The following is a 20,856-nucleotide window of genomic DNA, read 5'->3' on the forward strand; positions in this document are numbered from 1 at the left end:
ACAGTGGCGATTATGATTGACGCATAAAAAAACCACGATGATTATCGTGGTTTTTTAGCGAATTAAGTTTAACGTATTGAGATTAGGTATTAAATCTGTTCTACATCAAACTGTACTTCAGGGTTAACATCTGCTTCATAGTCAACCGAATCGATTCCGAAACCAAATAGTTTCAAGAACTCTTCTTTATATTCACGATAATCGGTGAGTTCACTTAAGTTTTCAGTGGTCACTTGTGGCCATAGATCACGACAATGCTGTTGGATCTCTTCTTTAAGTTCCCAGTCATCTAAACGTAGACGGTTAGCGTCATCAACTTGAGGTGCAGCGCCATCGGCGCGGAATAGACGTTCATTGAACATACGATTAATTTGTTCTTGGCATCCTTCATGAAGACCCTCTTCGCGCATCTTCTTAAATACCATAGCAATATATAACGGCATAACAGGAATAGCCGAACTCGCTTGAGTGACGACGCTCTTTAGTACTGCCACGTTAGCGCTTCCGCCTGTCGCTGACAGCTGGTCATTGAGTGCGTTTGCAGCACGATCGAGATCCATCTTGGCTTTGCCTAAGGCGCCATGCCAATAGATAGGCCAAGTGAGCTCTGTACCTATATAGCTATAGGCAACAGTCTTACAATTTGGGGCGAGTACGCCAGCTTCTGCTAGAGCATTGATCCAAAGCTCCCAATCTTGTCCACCCATAACGGTAACAGTATCTTGGATCTCCTGCTCAGTAGCCGGCTCGACACTTGTCTCTATGATAAGGTCTTTGTTGGTATCAACAGCGGTCGCGGTATAGGTCTCACCAATCGGCTTAAGTGAAGAGCGGATCAGCTCGCCTGAGTCAGGCAGTTTTCGAACAGGCGATGCGAGAGAGTAAACCACCATGTCAACCTGACCAAGATCCTGCTTAATGATTTCGATCACTCGTTGTTTAGCTTCGTGGCTAAATGCGTCGCCATTTAAGCTTTTAGAATATAAACCTTCTTGTTTAGCAAATTTGTCGAATGCTGCAGAGTTATACCAGCCCGCCGTACCTGGCTTGGTTTCTGTGCCTGGTTTTTCAAAAAAGACGCCGAGGGTTGCTGCATTGCTACCAAAGGCAGCGGCGATGCGTGAAGATAGTCCATAGCCACTTGAAGAGCCGATCACTAATACTTTTTTCGGGCCGTTTACCACAGGACCTTTTGCTTTAGTGATATTAATTTGCTCAAGTACATTTGCTTCACAGCCGACCGGATGAGTGGTGGTACAAATAAAGCCACGTGTTTTGGGTTTGATTATCATGTTTCTGCTTCTCTTGAAAAAGTGCCATAAGGATAATTAAACCAAAATGAAATGGCACATGTTTTTTAATAATTAGGCATATAAGCCGCAGTGGTTGGAGCAGTTTAGCGCTTATAGGAGAACATTGTTTGCTCCTGGATCAGCCGCTGGGTGTACTCATGTTGTGGCGAGTTGAATAAGTTTTCAGTCGTCGCCTTTTCTACCATTTTTCCTTGATGAAGTACCATTATCTTGTCGCTAAAATGGCGAATAATATTCATATTGTGGGATACAAAAATATAAGAGAGTCCCATCTCTTGTTGTAGCTTCAGTAGTAGATTCAAAATCTGCGATCGTACTGAGAGGTCCAGCGCTGTTAATGCTTCATCTGCAATGATGATTTTAGGGTTAAGCATCAGTGCTCTTGCCACCGCAACACGCTGTTTCATCCCTTCGGAAATCATGTGGGGATAGAAATCGGCATGTTCGGGCAATAGTCCCACTTTTCTTAGGCGATCTATTACCTGAGCGCGACGTGCGTGTTTGTCTAAATCGGTGTTAAACCTCAGTGGTTCATCGAGCAGCTCACCGACAGTAATGCTAGGGTTCAGTGACGTATTAGGGTCTTGAAAGATCATTCTTATAAGTTTGCAGCGCTGTTTGAGGTTGCGATTTTCAAGCACTTCGCCTTCAAATCGGATCTCGCCTCCTGTGCGTTCTTCGGCGCCAACTAATATCCTTGCAAGGGTACTTTTTCCTGAGCCCGTTTCACCCACTATCGCAAGGGTTTCACCGCGGTTGAGCTCAAAAGAGATTGGCTCAAGCGCATGGTTGTATTGGCGCTTAAAACCTTTGTAGCCAGCAAAGAAGGTTTTGCTGAGCTGATTAACTTTTAGTAAGGGGCTCGTCATTGCATGGCTCGCTATGGTAAGGGAAGTGGCACGCAAAATAGCGGTCTTTTTGGTGACAAAGATTAGGCTGAGTGACGCAGTGCTTTTGTGCTTGAGGGCATCGAGGGCCTAGCCGACAACCTATGGGAAGATGTTGCAGTGCAGGAGCTGACCCCGGCAGAGTATTCATCATGGTTTTATGGTGATCAGGGTTTGAGTAATCTGGAATGTTATCCAGTAGCGCCTTGGTATAGGGATGATAAGGCTGGGCGATCACATCCGCAGTTGGCCCCGACTCCATTATCTGACCGCTATACATAACCGATAACCTGTCACACCATTGAGATAAGGTTTCAAGCTCGTGACTGATAAGCAGTATTGACACATTTTGCAGTTGATTAAGTTTACTCAACAGGCGAAATATTTGCGCCTGAGTTCGAACTTCCATGGAGTTGGTGGGTTCATCAGCGATAAGTAGTCGAGGTTGGTTTGCAACTGCGATGGCTATCATTACTTTTTGGCATTCACCGTCAGAAAGCTCCCAAGCGTAACTCGACATCACTTTTTGCGTTTCTTTAATCCCCACCTTATGCAACCATTGTTGGGCTTTGACTCGTTTGTCTTTGTTTCTTTTCCACCATGCTATCGTTTTGTTCTCTGGCATGGCTTCTATTATTTGAACGCCGACTGCGATGGTTGGATCGAGACTGCTTATTGGGTCTTGGAAGATCATTGCCATTTCACTTCCCATCAATGCCCGGCGCTGTTTTGAACTCATATCCATTAAGTTCTGACCATCCCACATCATGCGGTCAGCCTGTATCGTCCAATTGTGCCCTGGAATACCTAATATTGCTCGCGCGAGCAGTGAACGTCCTGAGCCTGACTCACCAACCAATCCGTGGATTTCACCGGGATTGATGGTTAAGCTGACACGCTCTAACGCCTTAACACGCCCATGAGGTGTGTCGAGTTCGATAGTGAGGTTTCTAATATCGAGTAATGGCATTTGTGATTCTCATTAATGACGAATAGGTGACAGTGCTGAGCGTAACCCATCACCAACTAAATTAATGGCTAAAACACTGCAAAGAATCGCCACGCCGGGAATAGATACAGTCCATGGGGAGGTGAGCAAATTATCCATGCCTTGAGAGACCATCGCGCCCCATTCTGGACTCGGTGCTTGAGCGCCAAGATTTAAAAAGCCTAGGGCTGCAATATCGAGAATTGCCGCTGAGATGCCTAATGTGGTTTGAATGATCATCGTATCCAAAATGTTTGGTAAAATCACATACCAAAAAATTTGCAGCGGGTTAGCGCCATCTAATCTTGCCGCGGTGACGTACTCTTTTTGTAGTTCTTCATGCACGGCTTGATGGATAGCTCTTACAAACTGCGGGGTGAGGGCGATACCCACCGCCCAAAACACATTACCAAGGCCAGGACCGGTAACAGCAACCACAAGAATTGCCATTAACAATGATGGGATGGATAGTAGCGCATCGAGAAGATGGCTAAGTAAGCTCGATTTTAATCCTTTCATCATGCCGGAGATAGAGCCAATGATGAAGCCAAAGATAAGCGCTGTCGCAACGATACCTAACGCCATGCCGAAAGTGAGATGCGCGCCATGCAGCAGCCGGCTAAAGATGTCGCGACCGAGATCATCTGTACCTAGAAAGTGTTCTACGGTACCCGCGGGGTCCCAAGAAGGCGCTAACAACAGTGCATGAGGATCTTGGTGCTCTGGGGCATAGGGAGCGATTAACGGGCCGAAAATGGCCAACAGGATAAGCGAACATACAGCCCAAAGTCCTGCAAAGGCAAACGGGTTGTCGGTGAAAGCATTCCAAATTCGACTCAGTGGAGAAGGAATATGATCCTCTTGGTATATTTTAATTTGAGGCATAGAGTTCTTTCCTGCTAATGGGATTGAGTGCCGTATGCATCACTTCAATAAGTATACTCAAAAAGATGATAATCAAGGCTACTGCTAAGATACCGCCTTGGATCACGGTATAATCACGTTGATAAATACCTGATACCAACCAGGCGCCAACACCAGGCCAGCTAAAAATAACTTCGACAACAATCGCATAGCTGGCAAAAGCCCCAAGCATTAAACCGAGATTTTTCAGTACAGGAATAAAAGCATTGGGTAAGGCGTGACGTAAAACGATGGTTGAGGTGTGCAACCCTCTGGCTTCTGCCGCCTTAATATACGTTTTTTCCATAATCGATATCATTGCACTGCGAGTGATCCGCACCACCACGGTAAAAGGTAATACTGCTAGGGTAACGGCTGGTAAAATAATATGCAGCAGCGCATCGATAAAAGCAGACATTGCATATTGTGAATTTGACAAAAGACTATCGATCAGCAGAAAACCAGTAACCGACTTTATTTCATATAGCAGATTTATTTGCCCAGAAATAGGTAACCAACCAAGTCTGACACCAAACCATAACGAAAGGCTCAAACCTAGCCAGAATACGGGGATTGAGTATCCCGTTAGGGTTATTGCCATTATGGTATGTTGAGTGATTTTATTGTTACTGAGCGATGCTAATACACCTAAGGGGATCCCAAAAAATAGCGCGATAAACCCTGCGACAAAACCTAATTCAAAGCTGGCTGGCAATACTGCTGATAGTTCATCGATAACCGGATTTTGTGAGGTGAGCGAAATCCCTAAATTGCCTGATAAACGCTGCTGCATATAGGCAATAAACTGGCTTATCTGGTTACCATCGAGATGATAATCTTTGGTCATGGTGATCACATCAGTTGCACTGGGTGATTGAATTCCCGTTAAAGCAAGGGTTCTCTCGACCGGAAATTTAGTCATCGCAATAAACATAACAATGAATAAGATTAACGATGTGGCCAAAAACAGGTTTAAGCGCCTAATGAGGTACCTAATCATTATTTAGACTCCTCTAACACGGTGGCTTGTGGCACAACCTTGTCGGTATGGCTAAACGAAATACCACCAAAAGGAGTCAGCTTTGCTTGAGTGACCTGTTTTTGCTTTACTACCGAACGCGTTGCATGAGCAAACGGAAGTAGGGGAACTTGCTGAGCTAGTCGTTGTTCAGCTTGTTGATAAAGCACTGCGCGTTTTTCTCGGTTAGTTGTTGATTTAGCTGCATTGAGAATCGAATCAAGTTGAGGGTCGCACCAGCGAGAGCGATTACTACTCGAATTTGCCGAAGCACAGCTTAGTATCGGGGTAAAGAAATTATCGGGATCACTGTTATCGGCGTTCCAGCCGATAAGTACAGAGTCATAACTGTGTTTACTTAGCTTGTGATTAAAAACACTCCAGTCATAAGTGACAATATTCACTTTGACACCGATATGGGCTAAATCAGCTTGGATTAGTTCAGCCGTTTTATGGGCATTGGGGTTGTATATTCGCGCAACGGGCATGGCCCATATATCGATGCTAAGGTCTTTTATACCCGCCTCTTGTAGTAACTCGCGAGCTTTTTCAGGGTCATAATCAATCAGGCTTTCGTTCAGTGAATAAGCCCAAGAGAGAGGGGGAAGTATGCCTACAGCTTCAACGGCGGTCTTTTGGTAAACTGCTCTGAGAATATTATGTTTATCAATAGCATGCGCTAACGCTCTGCGAACGCGAACATCGTTGAGTGGGATGCGCTCGGTATTAAAAGCCCAAAAAGCGACGTTAAATCCAGGTAAGGAGTCGACTTCTAAATCTTCTTTGTCGATAACAACTTGCAGTTCTCCAGCCTTTGGAAGCGCTGAAATATTGCAATCGCCTGTAATTAGCTTAGCGAGTCGAGTGGTGCTTTTGGGAGTAATGTCAAAAACCAGTTGTTCAACGTCAGGAGTGACTCGCCAATAGTGATGATTGCGATAGTAGCGGATAAAGTCGTTTTTTACATAGTCGACCAATCTAAAAGGCCCTGTGCCAATGGCGAGCTTGTCTAACAGCTCTGGCTCACCTGATTGATATAAATTATCAGCATATTCTTGTGACAATATTACCGCAAAGCCAGTGGCGAGATTCGATAAGAAAGAGGCATCTCTCTGCTTTAGATGAAACGCTACATGATAGTCATCGATTTTCTCAATATTGTCGATAAGATCGCTAAAGCCAATACTCTCAAAGAATGGGTAACCTGTTTTAGAAACAAAATGATAAGGGTTACTTTTGTCAATAATACGATTGAAAGAAAACAGGACATCGTCGGCATTAAAATTTCTTGATGGGGTAAAGCGAGCTGAATGATGAAATTGCACACCTTTTCTTAATTCAAAAGTATATACCGTTTCGTCTTCATTAATACTCCAAGATGTGGCAAGTGAAGGGATCATCTTGGCTGACTTAGCGTCATAATCGACTAACCCATCATAGAGTTGCTGTGAAGTTGCATCGACTGTGGTGCCCGAGGTTACTAGTTGGGGATTGAATGACTCAGGGTTACCTTCTGAGCAATAAACTAAGCCAGAGGGTACACGGGATGGGCCACAGGCTGTCAACAGTGGGACTATGCAGCAAATTATTGAACCGAATGTGAGACGCTTTAGCCGCTCTTTCATCAATAGATGTAATCGTTGTTTGAATGAAGAGGGTTATTTTAACAGCGCTATAGAGCTAGGAGCAAACATCATCTGCCCCTAGCTGAATTTATTTATCTAATAAATTGTATTTTTTCAAAATACCCCGTAATTGATGATAGCTAAGGCCAAGCAGTTCCGCGGTCTTCTTCTGATTGTATTGACCCGCTTCGAGGGCCTTTTTCAACAAGATCACCTCCTGGTTTTCGCAATGCTCTTTAAAATCCAAGGGGAAACTAATATCGTTACTACTGGTTGAATTTAGCGTAGGAGCGCAAGTTTCTGCCGTTGCTATTGGTGCTGAAACTGTGTCTTCGACTTGGATTTGACGCGACTTGGTTTTCACTCTTTGGCTCGGGCGATAGGGAGATGCAAACGGGTCAATGACAATGCTGTCTATGGCGGTGTGAAGATCGGTATTGCGATAAACACTGCGCTCCACCACGTTTTTTAGCTCACGAATATTACCAGGCCAATTGTATTCCATTAACTGCTCAACAGCATTGGGGGTGAATCCGTCAAACAGTTCATGTTTCAGCTGTCTCGCCATGCCGATGGCAAAATATTCTGCTAGCGGCATAATATCTTCGCGGCGATGTCTCAGGGGCGGTAGGGTGATCACATCAAAGGCCAATCGGTCTAATAGATCGGCTCTAAATTCACCGGCATCGGCTAACGAGGGCAGATCTTCATTGGCGGCACAGACTAAGCGCACATCTGTCTGTACGGTTTTGCTACCGCCAACGCGTTCAAATTCGCCATATTCAATTACTCGCAGTAGCTTTTCTTGAATAAGGCCGGAAGTATTGGCAAGTTCATCTAAAAATAGCGTACCACCATCGGCGCGCTCAAAACGTCCTTCATGTTTTTTGTTTGCCCCAGTAAAGGCGCCTGCGTCATGGCCGAAGAGTTCACTTTCAAGTAAATTTTCACTTAATGATGAACAGTTTAGCTTGATAAAGCTTTGATCCCAGCGTTTGGAAAGGTAATGCAAACGCTCAGCAATCAATTCTTTGCCAGTACCACGCTCACCAATAATGAGCACGGGCTTTGACAAAGGCGCTATTTTTGAAACATGCTCTAAGACTTCTAATAGCGCGTTAGATTGGCCGATTAGGTTATCTTGTTTAAATTGATTAGCCACAGTAATTTTTAGTCTTTCACGCTAATTATTGGTGAAAATAATAATATGTGTCTTGTGTATCAAAATAAAGAAAAAGTTAAAATAATGTTTAAGTTACTGTATATTAATGGTTTGTAATAGTTGGCACGCGAAATGTATTGAACTTAGCGAAACCAACGTTAATTTAGAGGACAGTATTATGGGAATTTTCTCTCGCTTCGCAGATATCATTAACTCGAATATCAGCGCATTACTCGACAAGGCAGAAGATCCTGAAAAAATGGTTCGCCTGATTATCCAAGAGATGGAAGACACTTTAGTTGAAGTACGTTCAACCTCTGCCAAAGTACTGGCAGAGAAGAAGGAGATCCTTCGCCGTATCGCTAAAGTTCAAGAGCAAGTACAAGATTGGCAAAGTAAAGCGGAGCTGGCTTTATCAAAAGATCGTGAAGATTTGGCCAAAGCGGCGCTGCTTGAAAAGCAGAAAGCAAGCGAACTGGCTGCTACCCTTGAACATGAACTTGTTGTAGTTGAAGAGCAGATCGCTCGATTGAAAGAGGAAGTTAACCTTCTTCAGGAAAAGTTAGCCGATGCTAAAGCTCGTCAGAAGACGATTATCATGCGCAAGCAGACTGCTTCTTCTCGTCTAGAAGTTAAGCGTCAGCTAGATTCAAGTAAAATTGACAGCGCCATGAGTAAGTTTGAGCAGTATGAGCGTCGTGTCGAAGGCTTAGAATCGCAAGTGGAAGCCTATGACTTAGGTAACCAGAAAACACTTAATGATGAGTTTGCAGCTTTGGAAGCTGAAGATTCAGTTGCTGCTGAGCTTGAAGCCCTTAAAGCTAAAGTCAAAGCGAGTAACGCGAAAAAGCAAACTAAATAACAACGATTCCGAGGTGAGTTATGGATATGGACGTATTAATAGCCCCAATTATTGTCTTTATGATAGTGGTGGCGCCCATCTGGCTAATTCTACATTATCGTAGTAAGCGCCAAGTGAGCCAGGGACTCACTGAAGAAGAGTTTAATCAACTCAATGAGTTAATCGGTAAAGCTGACAAGATGGCTCAACGCATTGAAACATTGGAAGCGATTTTGGATAGCGAGGCCCCGCAATGGAGGAATCGAGATGAGCGAATCTAGTGGACGAACTTTATATCGAATCCCTGAATCGGGAAAAATAGCGGGAGTATGTGCAGGGATTGCTGATTACTTCAACTTTGAAACCTGGTTAGTTAGAGTGGTGGCCGCGTCAATATTCTTGCTTGGGGGATCGGGGATCATCTTCATCATCTATGTGTTATTGTGGATGATATTAGATATCAAACCTGGCAGCGCAAAGAACAAGCAACAGCATAAAGAGATAGAAGTGAAGAAAAAGGTTTGGCAAGCAGGAGAGCCTGCCAAAGCGGCATTAAGGGATGTGAGTGTTCAATTTAAAAATTTAGAGATCAGATTGCAAAATCTTGAACGTCATGTCACATCCGATAGCTTCGAGCTTAAAAGAGAGATCAATAATCTTTAATCCTTTCAATGGGCGGCTAATACCGCCCTTTAACATATCTAAGATCTAGGTTATGAATTCATTTAGCCGTTCGTTGAAAAAGCTTTCTTCTCAATCCAAATCATTGGTTAAACGCACGACAGACAATCATATTCGATTAGCGGTAACAGGTTTATCTGGCGCGGGTAAAACGGCGTTTATTACAGGGCTGGTTAATCAACTACTGCACAGTGGTATGGGGGGAAAGCACAATTCATTACCGCTTTGGCAAGTGGCTCGCGATGAGCGCTTATATGGCGTAAAACGAGCAATGCAGCCGGATATGACGATTGCGAGTTTTGATTACGAAGGCGCGATGGAGGCACTTTGCGCTGAACAACCGAACTGGCCAGCATCTACCCGAAATATCAGCGAATTGCGTTTAGCAATCCGGTATCAGCCTAACAAAGGCTTGCGAGCCAAGTTTACCGACAGTGCGACACTTTACCTCGATATTGTCGATTACCCAGGCGAGTGGTTACTCGATTTACCTATGCTCAAATTAAGCTATCAGCAATGGTCCGAACAGCAATCTTCTCGAATATCAATATTATCTCAGAGCGAATATTACCAGCCATTTATTAACGCATGTGCAGGGATAGAGCTGTCTGCGGTCGCCGATGAGCAGCAGCTGAAAACCATAGCTAAGTTGTATCAGCAGTTGCTGAATGACAGCGTGGTCACTTACGGTTTTTACAATGCCCAGCCTGGGCGAATGCTGTTGCCGGGAGAGCTGGTCGATACACCTATTTTGGCTTTTTTCCCTCTGCTGGGTATCAATCAGGCGCAAATTGAAGGTTTAGAAGACAGCTCAAAGGGCTCTTATTATCATGTCCTTAAAAAGCGCTATCAGAGTTATGTTTCTGGGGTGGTAAAGCCCTTTTATTGTGATTACTTTGCAAAGTTTGATAGACAAATTGTGCTCGTCGATTGCTTTACCCCGCTCAATAGAGGCAAGGCTCAGTTTGAAGATATGAAAACGGCAATCGATGGCATTATGGCGAGTTTTAATTTTGGCCAATCAAGCGTATTAAGACGCTTATTCTCTCCCCGCATCGATAAATTATTGTTTGCGGCAAGTAAGGTCGATCATATTACTCGGGATCAGCAGGGTAACGTCCTGTCTCTGCTGACCCAATTAGTTAAACGTAGTCAGCAACACGCGCAATTTGAAGGCTGTGATGTTGAGGTGATGGCGATTAGTGCGATTAAGGCGACTGTGCATGGCATGGTTCAAACTGGCGCGAAGCAAGTCGAAGTTGTAAAGGGCTGTGATCTGGCAACGCGAAAAGAGGTTACCTTATTTCCTGGTGAAGTTCCCAAGCTGTTACCCCAAGCTTCATTTTGGCAGCAACAGGGATTCGAGTTTGTTAACTTCGCGCCGCCGCGATTGACCGCAACTCTTGCAGATCCGCAGTTTGAACATATTAGGCTCGATCATTTATTGCAGTATTTAGTCGGCGATAAGCTGAGATAGTATTTCTGAGGTAACTCGATCCAGTGATAGGTTAAAAATGACAGAAATATCGAGAAAAATTGAAAAGAAACAAGTCTTTGAGCAAGAGTCTGAGGCATCATCAAAGCCTCTTTTGGGCGCCAAACATTTTGATGAAGCGCTGTTGATCACCGAGGTGAGCGAAACAACTGAAGATGAGCTTGAGCAGTTGTTGGATGCTAAAGCTACTTTCTCGCAAGGATTTAAGTTGACTAAGAAACGTCGCTGGTCCTGGTTGGCTAAAGCGGCGTTTTTGGGGATTGGCGCAATAATTGTTAGTGAAACAGTATTGTCCTTGATGGAAGCCTGGCAGCACAGTCCTTGGTTATTTGGTTTGTACGCGAGTGTCACCGCTGTGGTTACGCTGTGGGCGAGCCGTATTGCATTTGGTGAATGGCGTCAGCTTAAGCGATTACGCGGCGTTGAAGAGGCGCAGCAAGTAAGTGAGCGCTTAGCCTTAAGCATGCAAATTGGTGAAGCCGATCCTTTTATTGACAATATTTTGAGGAAATTACCTGACGATATCATCATTACTCAATATCGTGAATTGGTTAGAGAAGATCATAACGATGCTGAGCGTGTGTTGTTATTCGAATCATCAGTGTTAAGCCAAATTGATATAAAAGCGAAGAAGTTGGTTCACCGCTATGCGACAGAGTCTGCACTCTTATTAGCAGCAAGTCCTATAGCGGTATTAGATATGGGCATTATTTTATGGCGTAATCAGAAGATGATCCGCGATTTAGCCAAATGCTATGGCATAGAGTTAGGCTATTGGAGCAGAGTTAAGCTTATCCGGTCAGTGATTGCTAACATCATCTATGCTGGCACGACAGAAGTTGTTACTGATATAGGTACTCAGTTGTTGTCATTAGAACTGTCAGGCAAAATCTCTGCTCGTATGGCTCAAGGACTCGGCGGTGGGCTGCTAACGGCACGACTTGGCTATCAAGCGATGGCGCTTTGTCGACCAGTGACGTTTAGCTCTGAAGCTAGACCCAAGCTGACTAAGATACATACAGCACTATTGGGCGAGTTAAAAGATTTCTCGCTTTCAGCATTAGGGAAAACGCGCTCTCGTAACAAAGATTTTACATCACGTTAAAGCTTAATTTTTGTCTATAGGTTTACTCCGAAGCGCTAAAAGGTTCATGGTAGGGAACCGCTTACATACACACCGAATAATAACAGTGAGCGGCGATCTCGGAGGATTTATATGCAAGAAAAATGGAAGCTTGCCACTAAAGTTATTCACGCGGGACATCAGCGTGATGGACATGGTGCGTTAGTCTCGCCCTTATATCAATCAGCAACGTTTGTATTTGATAATGCAGAGCAGGGAAGCGCTCGTTTTGCTGGCGATCAGGAGGGGTACATTTATACCCGCCTTGGTAATCCTACGACGGCTGAATTAGAGCGAAAAATTGCAGCACTGGAAGGCAGTGATGCTGCCGCTGCGACAGCATCAGGTATGGCTGCAGTATCTGCTGCATTGTTGGCTAATTTAAATTGTGGCGATCACCTTATTGCTTCTAAAGCTGTTTATGGCTGCACCTATGTGTTGATGACAGAGCAATTACCTAAATTTGGCATCGAAGTTAGCTTAATCGATTTTTGCGATATGGAAGCGGTAACTGACGCGATTGCCCCGCATACCAAGGCACTGTTTTGTGAAACCCCAGTCAATCCACATCTCGATGTTTATGACTTGTCTTTAATGGCTAATATAGCTAAACAACATGATTTAGTAAGTATTGTTGATAATACGTTTATGACGCCGTTATTGCAGCGACCTTTGAGCTTCGGCATCGATATGGTGGTTCATAGTGCGACTAAATACCTTAATGGCCATGGGGATGTGATTGCGGGGCTTGTCTGTGGCTCTGACGAGATGATCAATAAGGTTAAGTACGAGATATTGAAAGACTTTGGTGGCGTATTATCGCCCCATGATGCGTGGCTGATCCTGCGCGGATTAAAAACCTTGGATGTTAGACTCACTCGGCATTGTGATAGCGCACAACAGATAGCTGAATATTTAGATGCGCATCCTAAGGTGGCTAAGGTCTACTATCCGGGGTTGGCTCATCATCAAGGTCATAAGCTACTCGGCACACAGATGTGTAGAGCTGGTGGCGTTATCGCTTTTGAACTTAACACCAGTTTTGAAGGTGCTATTGCATTTGTTAACCATCTTAAGATGTTTACCATTGCGGTGAGTTTGGGCGACGCCGAGTCGTTAATACAGCATCCAGCATCGATGACCCATTCGCCGTATTCACCCGAAGAGCGTCATGCCGCAGGGATCGGCGACAATCTATTGCGTATCTCTGTTGGTTTAGAAGCCGTTGAAGATATTATTGGCGATCTGCAGCAGGCGTTCGATTCTTTATCATAAAAAATTGGCTCAGGGGATACCTGAGCCAAATCTTGTTGCATTTTTGGATGCTAGTTTTGTGCTTTAGTCTTGGGATCTAGTTTTTAATACTAGATAGTCCAGAATAGGTGAGCTATCACATAGAGAACTAACATGCTGATGAAATTAATAATTACACCAGCTCTCATCATCTCGGATTGTTTGATATAACCAGAGCCATAGACAATTGCATTGGGTGGTGTCGCTACTGGTAGCATGAAGGCACAAGACGCTGCGATACCAATAAGTACTGACAGCATCACAGGGGATAGCCCTAGTGCCTCTGCAATTGCGGCAAAAACAGGTACTAATAGTGCTGCGCTGGCGGTATTACTGGCAAACTCCGTCAACATCACCACGAAAAAAATTACTGCGAAAGTAAATAGTGCCATATGGGTATTACCAAAGATATCCGTTACCCAATGAGCTAGAAATACACTGGTACCAGTCGCCTTTAAAATGGCGCTAAGGGTCAGGCCGCCACCAAATAAAATGAGTACGCCCCAGTCGGTGGTTTTTTCAATTTTTTTCCACTCAACGAGCCCAAGCCCTGCCAGTAAAACTACAGCACTCAACGCGACAATCGTGTCAAATTGAGCAATCCCTCCTAAAGCGGCTGATAAAGGTTTACTAAAGATCCAGCAGCAAACCGTAGCGACAAATATTAACAAGGTAAGTTTACCTTGAGCTGTCAGGTGTTCACTGCTTTTAGGGATATTGCACATGACATTGAGGTTAGGTCTTAGATAGAGATAGAGTGCAATCAACATGCTTGGCAGCATCAATGCGACAGTTAACAAACCAAACTCTAGCCAGTCGGCGAAGCTTAATCCTACTTGAGCTGCTGCGATAGCATTAGGCGGGCTGCCAACCAATGTGCCTATGCCGCCAATGTTGGCCGAATAAGCGATGCCTAACAGCATGAAAAGATAAGTATTGCGATGTTCCTTGATGTCTAACTGCTGCAAAATACCTAAGGCTAGCGGCAACATCATTGCGGCGGTGGCGGTGTTGCTTATCCACATAGATAGTAGAGCGGTGATCCCAAATAACATCATACAGGCAATGCTTAATTTCCCTTTTGATGCGGTGATCACTTTGTGGGCAATTCGTTTATCTATGCCTTGATGATTTAGCGCTGCAGCGAGTACGAATCCACCAAAGAACAGATAAATAATAGGGTTAGCGAAGTTGCTCATTGCTGTTTTTGTTTCAAATACACCAAGGAGCACGCCCAGTATAGGGATGAGTATGGCGGTAATACTGATATGAATCGCTTCGGTTAGCCATAATATGGCAGTAAACACCAAAATCGCCAGTCCGATATTGATGCTTTGTTCAAACGGTAAAAATAGGTATAGCAACACAAACAGACCGATATCGGCAAAAAGGATAAGCAGATTTTTATGGTCATTTGGGCTTTTGTTAACCAGAGGTAGTGTTTGATTGGTCTCGTACGGCATTTATCGATCCATCTCATTATTGTAATGCGCGTCACATTATCCTAGCGGCATATTTGCTCCAAGGTTTTTTTGTGTTGCAAATTTTCTTTATTTTCAGACCTGCAGTGTGAGACAAGTCATGTAATAGATGCTATTTGTCTATTTAGTCATCACTTTTCGTATGAAATGATCAGATTTAGTTTCAGCCATGAAACTTTTCCCATGTTTGAGTAAACTTTTGAAATAAATTAAGAATGCTGAAAATGTGACGCGCATCACACTCCGTGCAGGTGTCGATTGTTGGTTGTCCCGTATTGGCGGAATTTTTGATGTTGTTCTATGTTTTTAGTTGGGCCAAGGAGGATGGAACGCTGGCCCGATATTCGAAGATTATGGATTATTAAGGAAACTATTATGAAAATGAAACTATTAACCGCACTATTGGCTGGTGTATTGGCAACTAGTCCTCTGTTGGCTGCAGAGAAGATCAGCCCCGCAAGTGAGCAAGTTACAGTTGCTCAAATCAATATCAATACCGCAACGGCTCAGGAGCTAGTGCAACTTAAAGGCATCGGCAAAAGTAAGGCGTTAGCAATAATTGAGTATCGTGACGCAAATGGTAAATTCAAGTCTGTAGAGGAGTTATCTCAAGTTAAAGGCATTGGTAGCAAACTATTAGAGCAGAATCGTTCCCAGTTGATTCTTTAAACTTGATTCATCAATTAATTAGTTGATGTCTGAAAATGCCCGCAATAGCGGGCATTTGTATATAGATTGGGCAGTTGGAAGTAAAGAATAGGTATCGCGTGGATATTCGCTTGATTGCTGTGCGTCCATAGTAGATAATGCAGCCGTCTTAAGGATAAGTATTCTTAAGAATCTATGGTGACCCTAGGGTCCCCCCGCAATGATAACTTGTGAACTCGGCCAGGCCCGGAAGGGAGCAACCGCAGCAGGCGACTCATGTGCCGGGGTGTGGCTCTAGGGGAACCTCCAAATTCCTCTTGATTTCTTATTTCATCCTCGAATTTTATAATAGCCCTAACGGCTAGAACAACAAGTCATCTAAAGCTGGTTTTAAAATACTGTTTACAGCGCTTATACGGCTCTATCTTTATTCAAATTCGCTTTTAGAAAGGCGCGTGATTTTTCGAGAGCAGCTTGTATTTCTTCTTTCATCTGTTTGAGTTCGTTGTAGTCTTCGAAAAAGTAGGTATCAACGAGATGACGAATGTATCGAACGGGGAGTTGGTTGAGTGTCACGCAGCAAAGATCTGCCAAATAGTCCTCCGGCAACTCATCCATTAGTCCTTCATCTGATAGGATCTCCAATAAAAGGACTTCGTAGTAATTTCGAATTTCTAGTTGCATCCGCTTTCTCCAAAGGTTCCGTATTGATTCACTTGAGCTTAATCTAGTTTGCTACCATATTGTGTTTGCAGCAATAAAAATTTGACGTTCTTACTTGGATAATTCTAGCGGTTGTTTAGCGTATTTGCCTCTTATAATGTCAGTTACATTAAATAATTAGCCAATTCAGATCCTCTCTGGTTAGGATCCTTAGAATTTGCAATTCAAAGCGTATTGATGAGGAAATGGTTACTCTTTTTTATCTCAGCTGATTCTGTGGGCGACGGAAATGTAAAGTGGGCTAAATTATTGCTGAGCGTATAGCGCGTTAGGGTGATTGGTACAACAGTTGGTGTATAGGTTACAAGATAACGCCAGCGAAGAGTGCTGGCGTTATCGATGAGTTGGATAAAATACTCTGATTTATAGCTGTTGAATTGCCCAGCTCATGAATTCTTTACGGGTTTTATCATCAGCGTGTAACCACCAATACTGTAACATTTGCTGAGCATGGTCGGCATCAGACGCATTTGCTGGCAGTGTTGCCGGTAACGTTGCAGCTTCAACAGAAGAGGTTGGTGTTGCGGCAGGAGTGTGTGCATTTGCTGCTACTGCTACACCAGTGCTTGTTGCAGCGGCGGCAGCCACCTCGATGTCTTTACCATCATTGCCACCAAATAACTTACTGACAAAGCTGTCTTCTTTAATATCTGTTTGTGCCACTTTATAGTTAACGTTACCGCCATCTGTACGGGTAATAACTATTTGTGGTGCTTTGGCAAAGGTTTTAGGGCGCTTAATTACTTCACCCTCTGCAGGCATTAATTGATAGTCATGATCGCCATCTACCGCCAAAGTAACAATAAAAGGAGAAGACTTTATAAAGCTTTCGCTGTCACTGAAGTCATCTTGAATCATATCATGGTAGCGAATAGCAATTTTATGAGTGCCATTTTCTAAGCTTATGTCTGACTTGTGATTGAATACACTGCTTTCTATTTTTTTACCATCGAGGGCTAGATACTCAAATGCCATTGGGATGGTTAAATTTGCAGCCATTGCCGAAGAGGCACCAAGCAGAGCGATTAAAGCGGTGATTGGCATTACTGATTTCATTGTTGCTCCTTAACGATTTTGACGCTTATACGGGCGTTCAAACGCCTGAATACGATCTTCAATATAGCTTATAGCTTGTCGGCACTTTCCTAAGCGGCGATGGACTAAAAGTATTTCATTTTGCAGTGCAATTTTGTCAGCACTATGACAGTTTTCAAGTTTTGATTGTAATTTTTCTATTTTTTGTTCAAACATTTGAACCCAGTTAAAATGTTTGTTTAATTCTTCATATAATTGGTGGCTATTATGCATCACACCTGTCGCAATCCAACCAAAACCACTCTCTGCATGGGATTGTTGACGACGCTTCTTAGCGTTGGCAAATCGCGATGCGCGTTGTTGCTCGGCAGACTTAACATCTAATGTTGTCGTGTTAAGTGCTCGTCGAACGGCAGTAAATCTGTCTTGTATCCCTTCGCAGCTTAACGCAATGGTCTCTGTAGAGATATTCCCCTTTAGTAGTTTTTCTAGCTGAGCTATTTTTTTGCTCAGTTGCAATATACAAGGTTCCAGTTGAGCGCCTGTTTGGTCGAATAAACCTTGATTAAAACGCTCTGTATCACTCAGTAACTTACGTTGGCCCTTTGCTAATTGGCTATCGTGTTGTAATACTTCTTGTTCTAATTGCTTGAGTTGGACTCTTAAACGATGGATTAGTTCAGCGGTTTTCATGCCCATGCACTCCATGCCAAGTTAATAGCGATTAGAATAACGATGGTAATAAATAGTGGGCGAATAAAGGGGACGCCAAATTTGATTGCGGTTCTTGCGCCAATGAATGAGCCTAGCATCATGCACAGCCCCATTGAGAGCCCGATAAATATGTTTACCTGTCCTAGAGCAAGGAAGACCACGAGAGAGGTGAGATTACTGATCAAGGTCATCGCTCTTGCGAGTCCGCAGCTATTAAGTACTGGTAACTTATATTGAGACACACTGCTTATCGTCCAAAATGCGCCCACGGCTGGGCCTGCAAACCCATCATAGAATCCCAGTGGTAAGCCTTGGCACCATTGCTTTTTCTTCGAAGGGGAGCTTGTTGGCGCAACATAAGATGCCTCGCCCATAGAGTTAGGCTTCACTAAGGTATAGATGGCGATAAGAATGATGATTATGGGCAATAACTTCTCTAACCATTGGTTGTCGATAAGGTAAACCACAACCGTGCCAAAGACCGCACCGATAAAAGTTGCGATTGAGGCGTGATACCAAAACCTTGGCGTAAAAAATTGTTTGCGATAGTAGGTAAATGCAGCCATTGATGAACCAAAGCTTGCTGCGAGCTTATTTGTTCCGAGCGCAGTATGGGGTGGAATACCTATGGTTAACAGTGCCGGGATTGAAAGCAAACCGCCGCCTCCAGCTACCGCATCTATAAATCCTGCAATAAAACCGGTTGCGGCCAAAATGGCCCAGCTACTTGGTTCTAGAAGTAACTCCAAAGATCTTCCTATTCTATTACTTGACGAAAGGGTGGTAAGGCATCGAGTAGTGATTTACCGTAGCGTTTAGTGACAAGCCGACGGTCTAAAATGGTAATACGACCATAATCTTCTTCCTTACGCAGCAATCTACCACAACTTTGGATTAATTTACGTGAAGCGTCTGGTATTGTTAGTTGGAGAAACGGATTGCCGCCCTTTATCTTAATATATTCTGCATGAGCTTGCTCGACAGGTGATGTGGGGACGGCAAAAGGGAGTTTAGTAATAATTAGGTTCGTCAGATAATCACCTGGGAGATCCAACCCTTCAGAAAAACTGCCTGTGCCAAATATTATGCTGACTTCACCATCGTCGCAGCGCTTTTTATGATTGGCCAGCAGTTGCTGACGGGAGTCTTCGCCTTGGATCAGTAACTTCGTCTTGATTTTGGGACGCACCAAGTCTGCGACTTTTTCCATCTGCCAATAAGAAGCAAATAGCACTAAGGTAGCTGTTTCACCTTCAATGAGTGAAATAATTTGTTCAGCTAACTCCTCAGTATAGCGATCATCTGTTGGCTCTGATCGCATCTTAGGGACAAACAAGGTGGCGTTTTGCTGGAAATCAAAAGGGCTATCCATTGCTAAATAGCGACTGCCATCATTGATTGATAAACCGACTTGATGGGTAAAGTGATTAAAGTTGTTTAAGGCCCTTAAGGTCGCGCTGCACAAAACTACACCTGCGGCTTTTTCCCACAATAGAGACTCAAGCATAAAGCCGACTTCAATAGGGGAGACATTAAAGAGATAATCATTTTGTTTACCTGGCAGCTGTTCGACCCACCTCGCCATTGGCGCTCCTTTAGGGCTGTCGGTCTTAGCCATCATTTTCCACAACTTTTGCAGATTTTCTAAGCGCTGCAACATAAAGCCTGTTTCACTTAAGAGCTGTTCGGCTTGATGTTTAGGCAGCTCGCCATCTTTGATAGACTCACTAAGCAGGGTCAGCATTTTGTTAAACTGTTTTAACGCGCTATTTGAAGCTGTCGCTAAATTCTCCGATGGGATCACTAACGCTTGTGGTAGCTTGCCATGTTCAAAACGAATCCGATTTTCAGGGTTATCAAAGGCTGCGGCTTGGGTATCGCAATATTGCGCAACGCCATTGAGTAAACCAGTTAATTCGCCAATGTGATCTAACATCGCCTGCGCTGGTGCAATAATATGATTGCTCTTAAGTTGATTTTGCAACTTTGCACTGGTTTTCCCTATTTTTTCTAACCAATCGATAGCGCCCCTTAAGGTGGCTTGAGCGCTAGAGAAGTCTCTTGCAACAACGGGCAGATGATGTGCTTCATCTATTACATAGTAAAGCTCTTCTGGATCAGGAAGTATCACACCGCCACCCAGCTCGAGATCGGCAAAAAGTAGGCTATGGTTAGCAATTAATACATCCCAGTTATCGATATCTTCACGGGCCTTATGAAATGGGCAGTTTCTATGGCTAGCGAGTTGACGATGACAGCTATGCTTGTCGCAAGCGATTTGGCTCCAAAGATGGTCGGGGAGTTGTGTGTCTAAAGTGTCACGCTCACCATTCCATCGTCCCTCGTGGTAATCTTTCAATATTCCTTGCAGCAACTCTATCTGGCTGTGATCTGGCTTAGTTTGCCACATGGCCATTTGGGTACCCTCATCACTGCCAATGAGCATTTCAAGTTTAGCTAAACACACATAGCGCTGACGCCCTTTAACTAGACCAAAGGTAAAGTCCATTCCTGAGTGTTGTAAAAAGAAGGGTAGATCTTTATTGAGCAACTGTTCTTGCAGTGCAACTGTTGCAGTAGCAATACATACTTTCTTTTTACTGGCTAATGCTAATGGTATGGAGCCTAGAATATAGGCTAATGATTTACCTATTCCTGTGCCTGCTTCAACCACGATGATACGTCTATGTTGGTCATACTCACCAGCTAATGTTTTTGAGATCTCTGCCACAATGTAATTTTGTTCTCGCCGAGAGCGAAAATTAGGAAGGGATGCCGCAATATCTTTGTAAATGGTGCGGATCTGAGTTTTTACATTGGCAGATAACATGAAAGCACATAGCAGAGAAATAGAGCTGTACATAATAACAGTGATTACATAGCCTAAGAAGAGGCTATTGTGACTATTTCAGTAGTTTATTCGCTA

At 43.8% G+C, this 20,856-nt stretch carries 20 protein-coding genes and 1 other RNA gene; 8 read left to right on the plus strand and 13 right to left on the minus strand.

Annotated elements, in window-relative coordinates; translation table 11 throughout:
* Positions 1-89 precede the first annotated feature (89 nt).
* The 7 genes from fabV to pspF form a co-directional block, all read right to left on the minus strand.
* Positions 90-1,292, minus strand: coding sequence for an enoyl-ACP reductase FabV (gene fabV, locus K0I62_RS06675; RefSeq protein WP_220070700.1), 1,203 nt, complete (start codon positions 1,290-1,292; stop codon positions 90-92).
* 104 nt (positions 1,293-1,396) lie between these two features.
* The gene (locus K0I62_RS06680; RefSeq protein ID WP_220070701.1) at positions 1,397-2,182 is read right to left on the minus strand and encodes a peptide ABC transporter ATP-binding protein; all 786 of its coding nucleotides are present in this window, start codon (positions 2,180-2,182) and stop codon (positions 1,397-1,399) included.
* Positions 2,157-3,170, minus strand: a complete 1,014-nt coding sequence (locus tag K0I62_RS06685; protein ID WP_220070702.1) for a peptide ABC transporter ATP-binding protein — start codon at positions 3,168-3,170, stop codon at positions 2,157-2,159. Before K0I62_RS06685 ends, K0I62_RS06680 begins: the two co-directional genes overlap by 26 nt.
* Before the next feature lie 12 nt (positions 3,171-3,182).
* Entirely contained in the window at positions 3,183-4,073 is an 891-nt protein-coding gene (locus K0I62_RS06690; protein ID WP_220070703.1) for an ABC transporter permease subunit, read from the minus strand.
* Entirely contained in the window at positions 4,060-5,091 is a 1,032-nt protein-coding gene (locus K0I62_RS06695) for an ABC transporter permease (protein WP_220070704.1), read from the minus strand. Before K0I62_RS06695 ends, K0I62_RS06690 begins: the two co-directional genes overlap by 14 nt.
* Positions 5,091-6,734 carry an ABC transporter substrate-binding protein gene (locus tag K0I62_RS06700; RefSeq protein WP_220070705.1) on the minus strand — a complete coding sequence of 548 codons (1,644 nt, stop codon included), beginning with the start codon at positions 6,732-6,734 and terminating at the stop codon, positions 5,091-5,093. Before K0I62_RS06700 ends, K0I62_RS06695 begins: the two co-directional genes overlap by 1 nt.
* An 88-nt stretch (positions 6,735-6,822) precedes the next feature.
* On the minus strand, positions 6,823-7,896 hold the full coding sequence (pspF, locus tag K0I62_RS06705) for a phage shock protein operon transcriptional activator (protein WP_220070706.1): 1,074 nt from the start codon (positions 7,894-7,896) through the stop codon (positions 6,823-6,825).
* 178 nt (positions 7,897-8,074) lie between these two features.
* Here pspF and pspA point away from each other — a divergent pair, with 178 nt between their 5' ends.
* From pspA to K0I62_RS06735, 6 genes are all read left to right on the plus strand, one after another.
* Positions 8,075-8,758 carry a phage shock protein PspA gene (pspA, locus tag K0I62_RS06710; RefSeq protein WP_220070707.1) on the plus strand — a complete coding sequence of 228 codons (684 nt, stop codon included), beginning with the start codon at positions 8,075-8,077 and terminating at the stop codon, positions 8,756-8,758.
* A 20-nt stretch (positions 8,759-8,778) separates the two neighbouring features.
* The gene (gene pspB, locus K0I62_RS06715) at positions 8,779-9,018 is read left to right on the plus strand and encodes an envelope stress response membrane protein PspB (protein WP_220070708.1); all 240 of its coding nucleotides are present in this window, start codon (positions 8,779-8,781) and stop codon (positions 9,016-9,018) included.
* Positions 9,005-9,400, plus strand: a complete 396-nt coding sequence (pspC, locus tag K0I62_RS06720; RefSeq protein WP_220070709.1) for an envelope stress response membrane protein PspC — start codon at positions 9,005-9,007, stop codon at positions 9,398-9,400. The genes pspB and pspC overlap by 14 nt, the downstream gene beginning before the upstream one ends.
* Positions 9,401-9,452: 52 nt before the next feature.
* Positions 9,453-10,895, plus strand: a complete 1,443-nt coding sequence (locus tag K0I62_RS06725; protein WP_220070710.1) for a YcjX family GTP-binding protein — start codon at positions 9,453-9,455, stop codon at positions 10,893-10,895.
* Between the two features lie 37 nt (positions 10,896-10,932).
* Positions 10,933-12,018 carry a YcjF family protein gene (locus K0I62_RS06730; RefSeq protein WP_220070711.1) on the plus strand — a complete coding sequence of 362 codons (1,086 nt, stop codon included), beginning with the start codon at positions 10,933-10,935 and terminating at the stop codon, positions 12,016-12,018.
* Positions 12,019-12,129: 111 nt separating this feature from the next.
* Entirely contained in the window at positions 12,130-13,311 is a 1,182-nt protein-coding gene (locus tag K0I62_RS06735) for a trans-sulfuration enzyme family protein (protein WP_220070712.1), read from the plus strand.
* An 89-nt stretch (positions 13,312-13,400) separates the two neighbouring features.
* Here K0I62_RS06735 and K0I62_RS06740 read toward each other — a convergent pair whose 3' ends face one another.
* Positions 13,401-14,792 (minus strand): SLC13 family permease, encoded by a 1,392-nt coding sequence (locus K0I62_RS06740; RefSeq protein ID WP_220070713.1) that lies wholly within the window; start codon positions 14,790-14,792, stop codon positions 13,401-13,403.
* Between the two features lie 393 nt (positions 14,793-15,185).
* Here K0I62_RS06740 and K0I62_RS06745 point away from each other — a divergent pair, with 393 nt between their 5' ends.
* Positions 15,186-15,479 carry a ComEA family DNA-binding protein gene (locus K0I62_RS06745; protein ID WP_258405098.1) on the plus strand — a complete coding sequence of 98 codons (294 nt, stop codon included), beginning with the start codon at positions 15,186-15,188 and terminating at the stop codon, positions 15,477-15,479.
* Between the two features lie 183 nt (positions 15,480-15,662).
* Positions 15,663-15,759, plus strand: an RNA gene (gene ffs / locus K0I62_RS06750) — signal recognition particle sRNA small type.
* A gap of 110 nt (positions 15,760-15,869) precedes the next feature.
* Here ffs and K0I62_RS06755 read toward each other — a convergent pair.
* From K0I62_RS06755 to dinG, 5 genes are all read right to left on the minus strand, one after another.
* The gene (locus K0I62_RS06755) at positions 15,870-16,142 is read right to left on the minus strand and encodes a late competence development ComFB family protein (RefSeq protein ID WP_220070715.1); all 273 of its coding nucleotides are present in this window, start codon (positions 16,140-16,142) and stop codon (positions 15,870-15,872) included.
* 402 nt (positions 16,143-16,544) lie between these two features.
* Positions 16,545-17,237 carry a DUF2057 domain-containing protein gene (locus K0I62_RS06760; RefSeq protein ID WP_220070716.1) on the minus strand — a complete coding sequence of 231 codons (693 nt, stop codon included), beginning with the start codon at positions 17,235-17,237 and terminating at the stop codon, positions 16,545-16,547.
* Between the two features lie 9 nt (positions 17,238-17,246).
* Positions 17,247-17,909, minus strand: coding sequence for a primosomal replication protein (locus K0I62_RS06765; protein ID WP_220070717.1), 663 nt, complete (start codon positions 17,907-17,909; stop codon positions 17,247-17,249).
* A complete protein-coding gene (locus K0I62_RS06770) occupies positions 17,906-18,679 on the minus strand; it encodes a sulfite exporter TauE/SafE family protein (protein WP_220070718.1) in 774 nt (257 codons plus the stop codon). The genes K0I62_RS06765 and K0I62_RS06770 overlap by 4 nt, the downstream gene beginning before the upstream one ends.
* Positions 18,680-18,687: 8 nt before the next feature.
* Entirely contained in the window at positions 18,688-20,760 is a 2,073-nt protein-coding gene (dinG, locus tag K0I62_RS06775; RefSeq protein WP_220070719.1) for an ATP-dependent DNA helicase DinG, read from the minus strand.
* Positions 20,761-20,856: the final 96 nt, after the last annotated feature.

Origin of the sequence: Shewanella psychrotolerans (assembly GCF_019457595.1) — a bacterium.
In the GTDB taxonomy this organism is placed as follows: Bacteria; Pseudomonadota; Gammaproteobacteria; order Enterobacterales; family Shewanellaceae; genus Shewanella; species Shewanella psychrotolerans.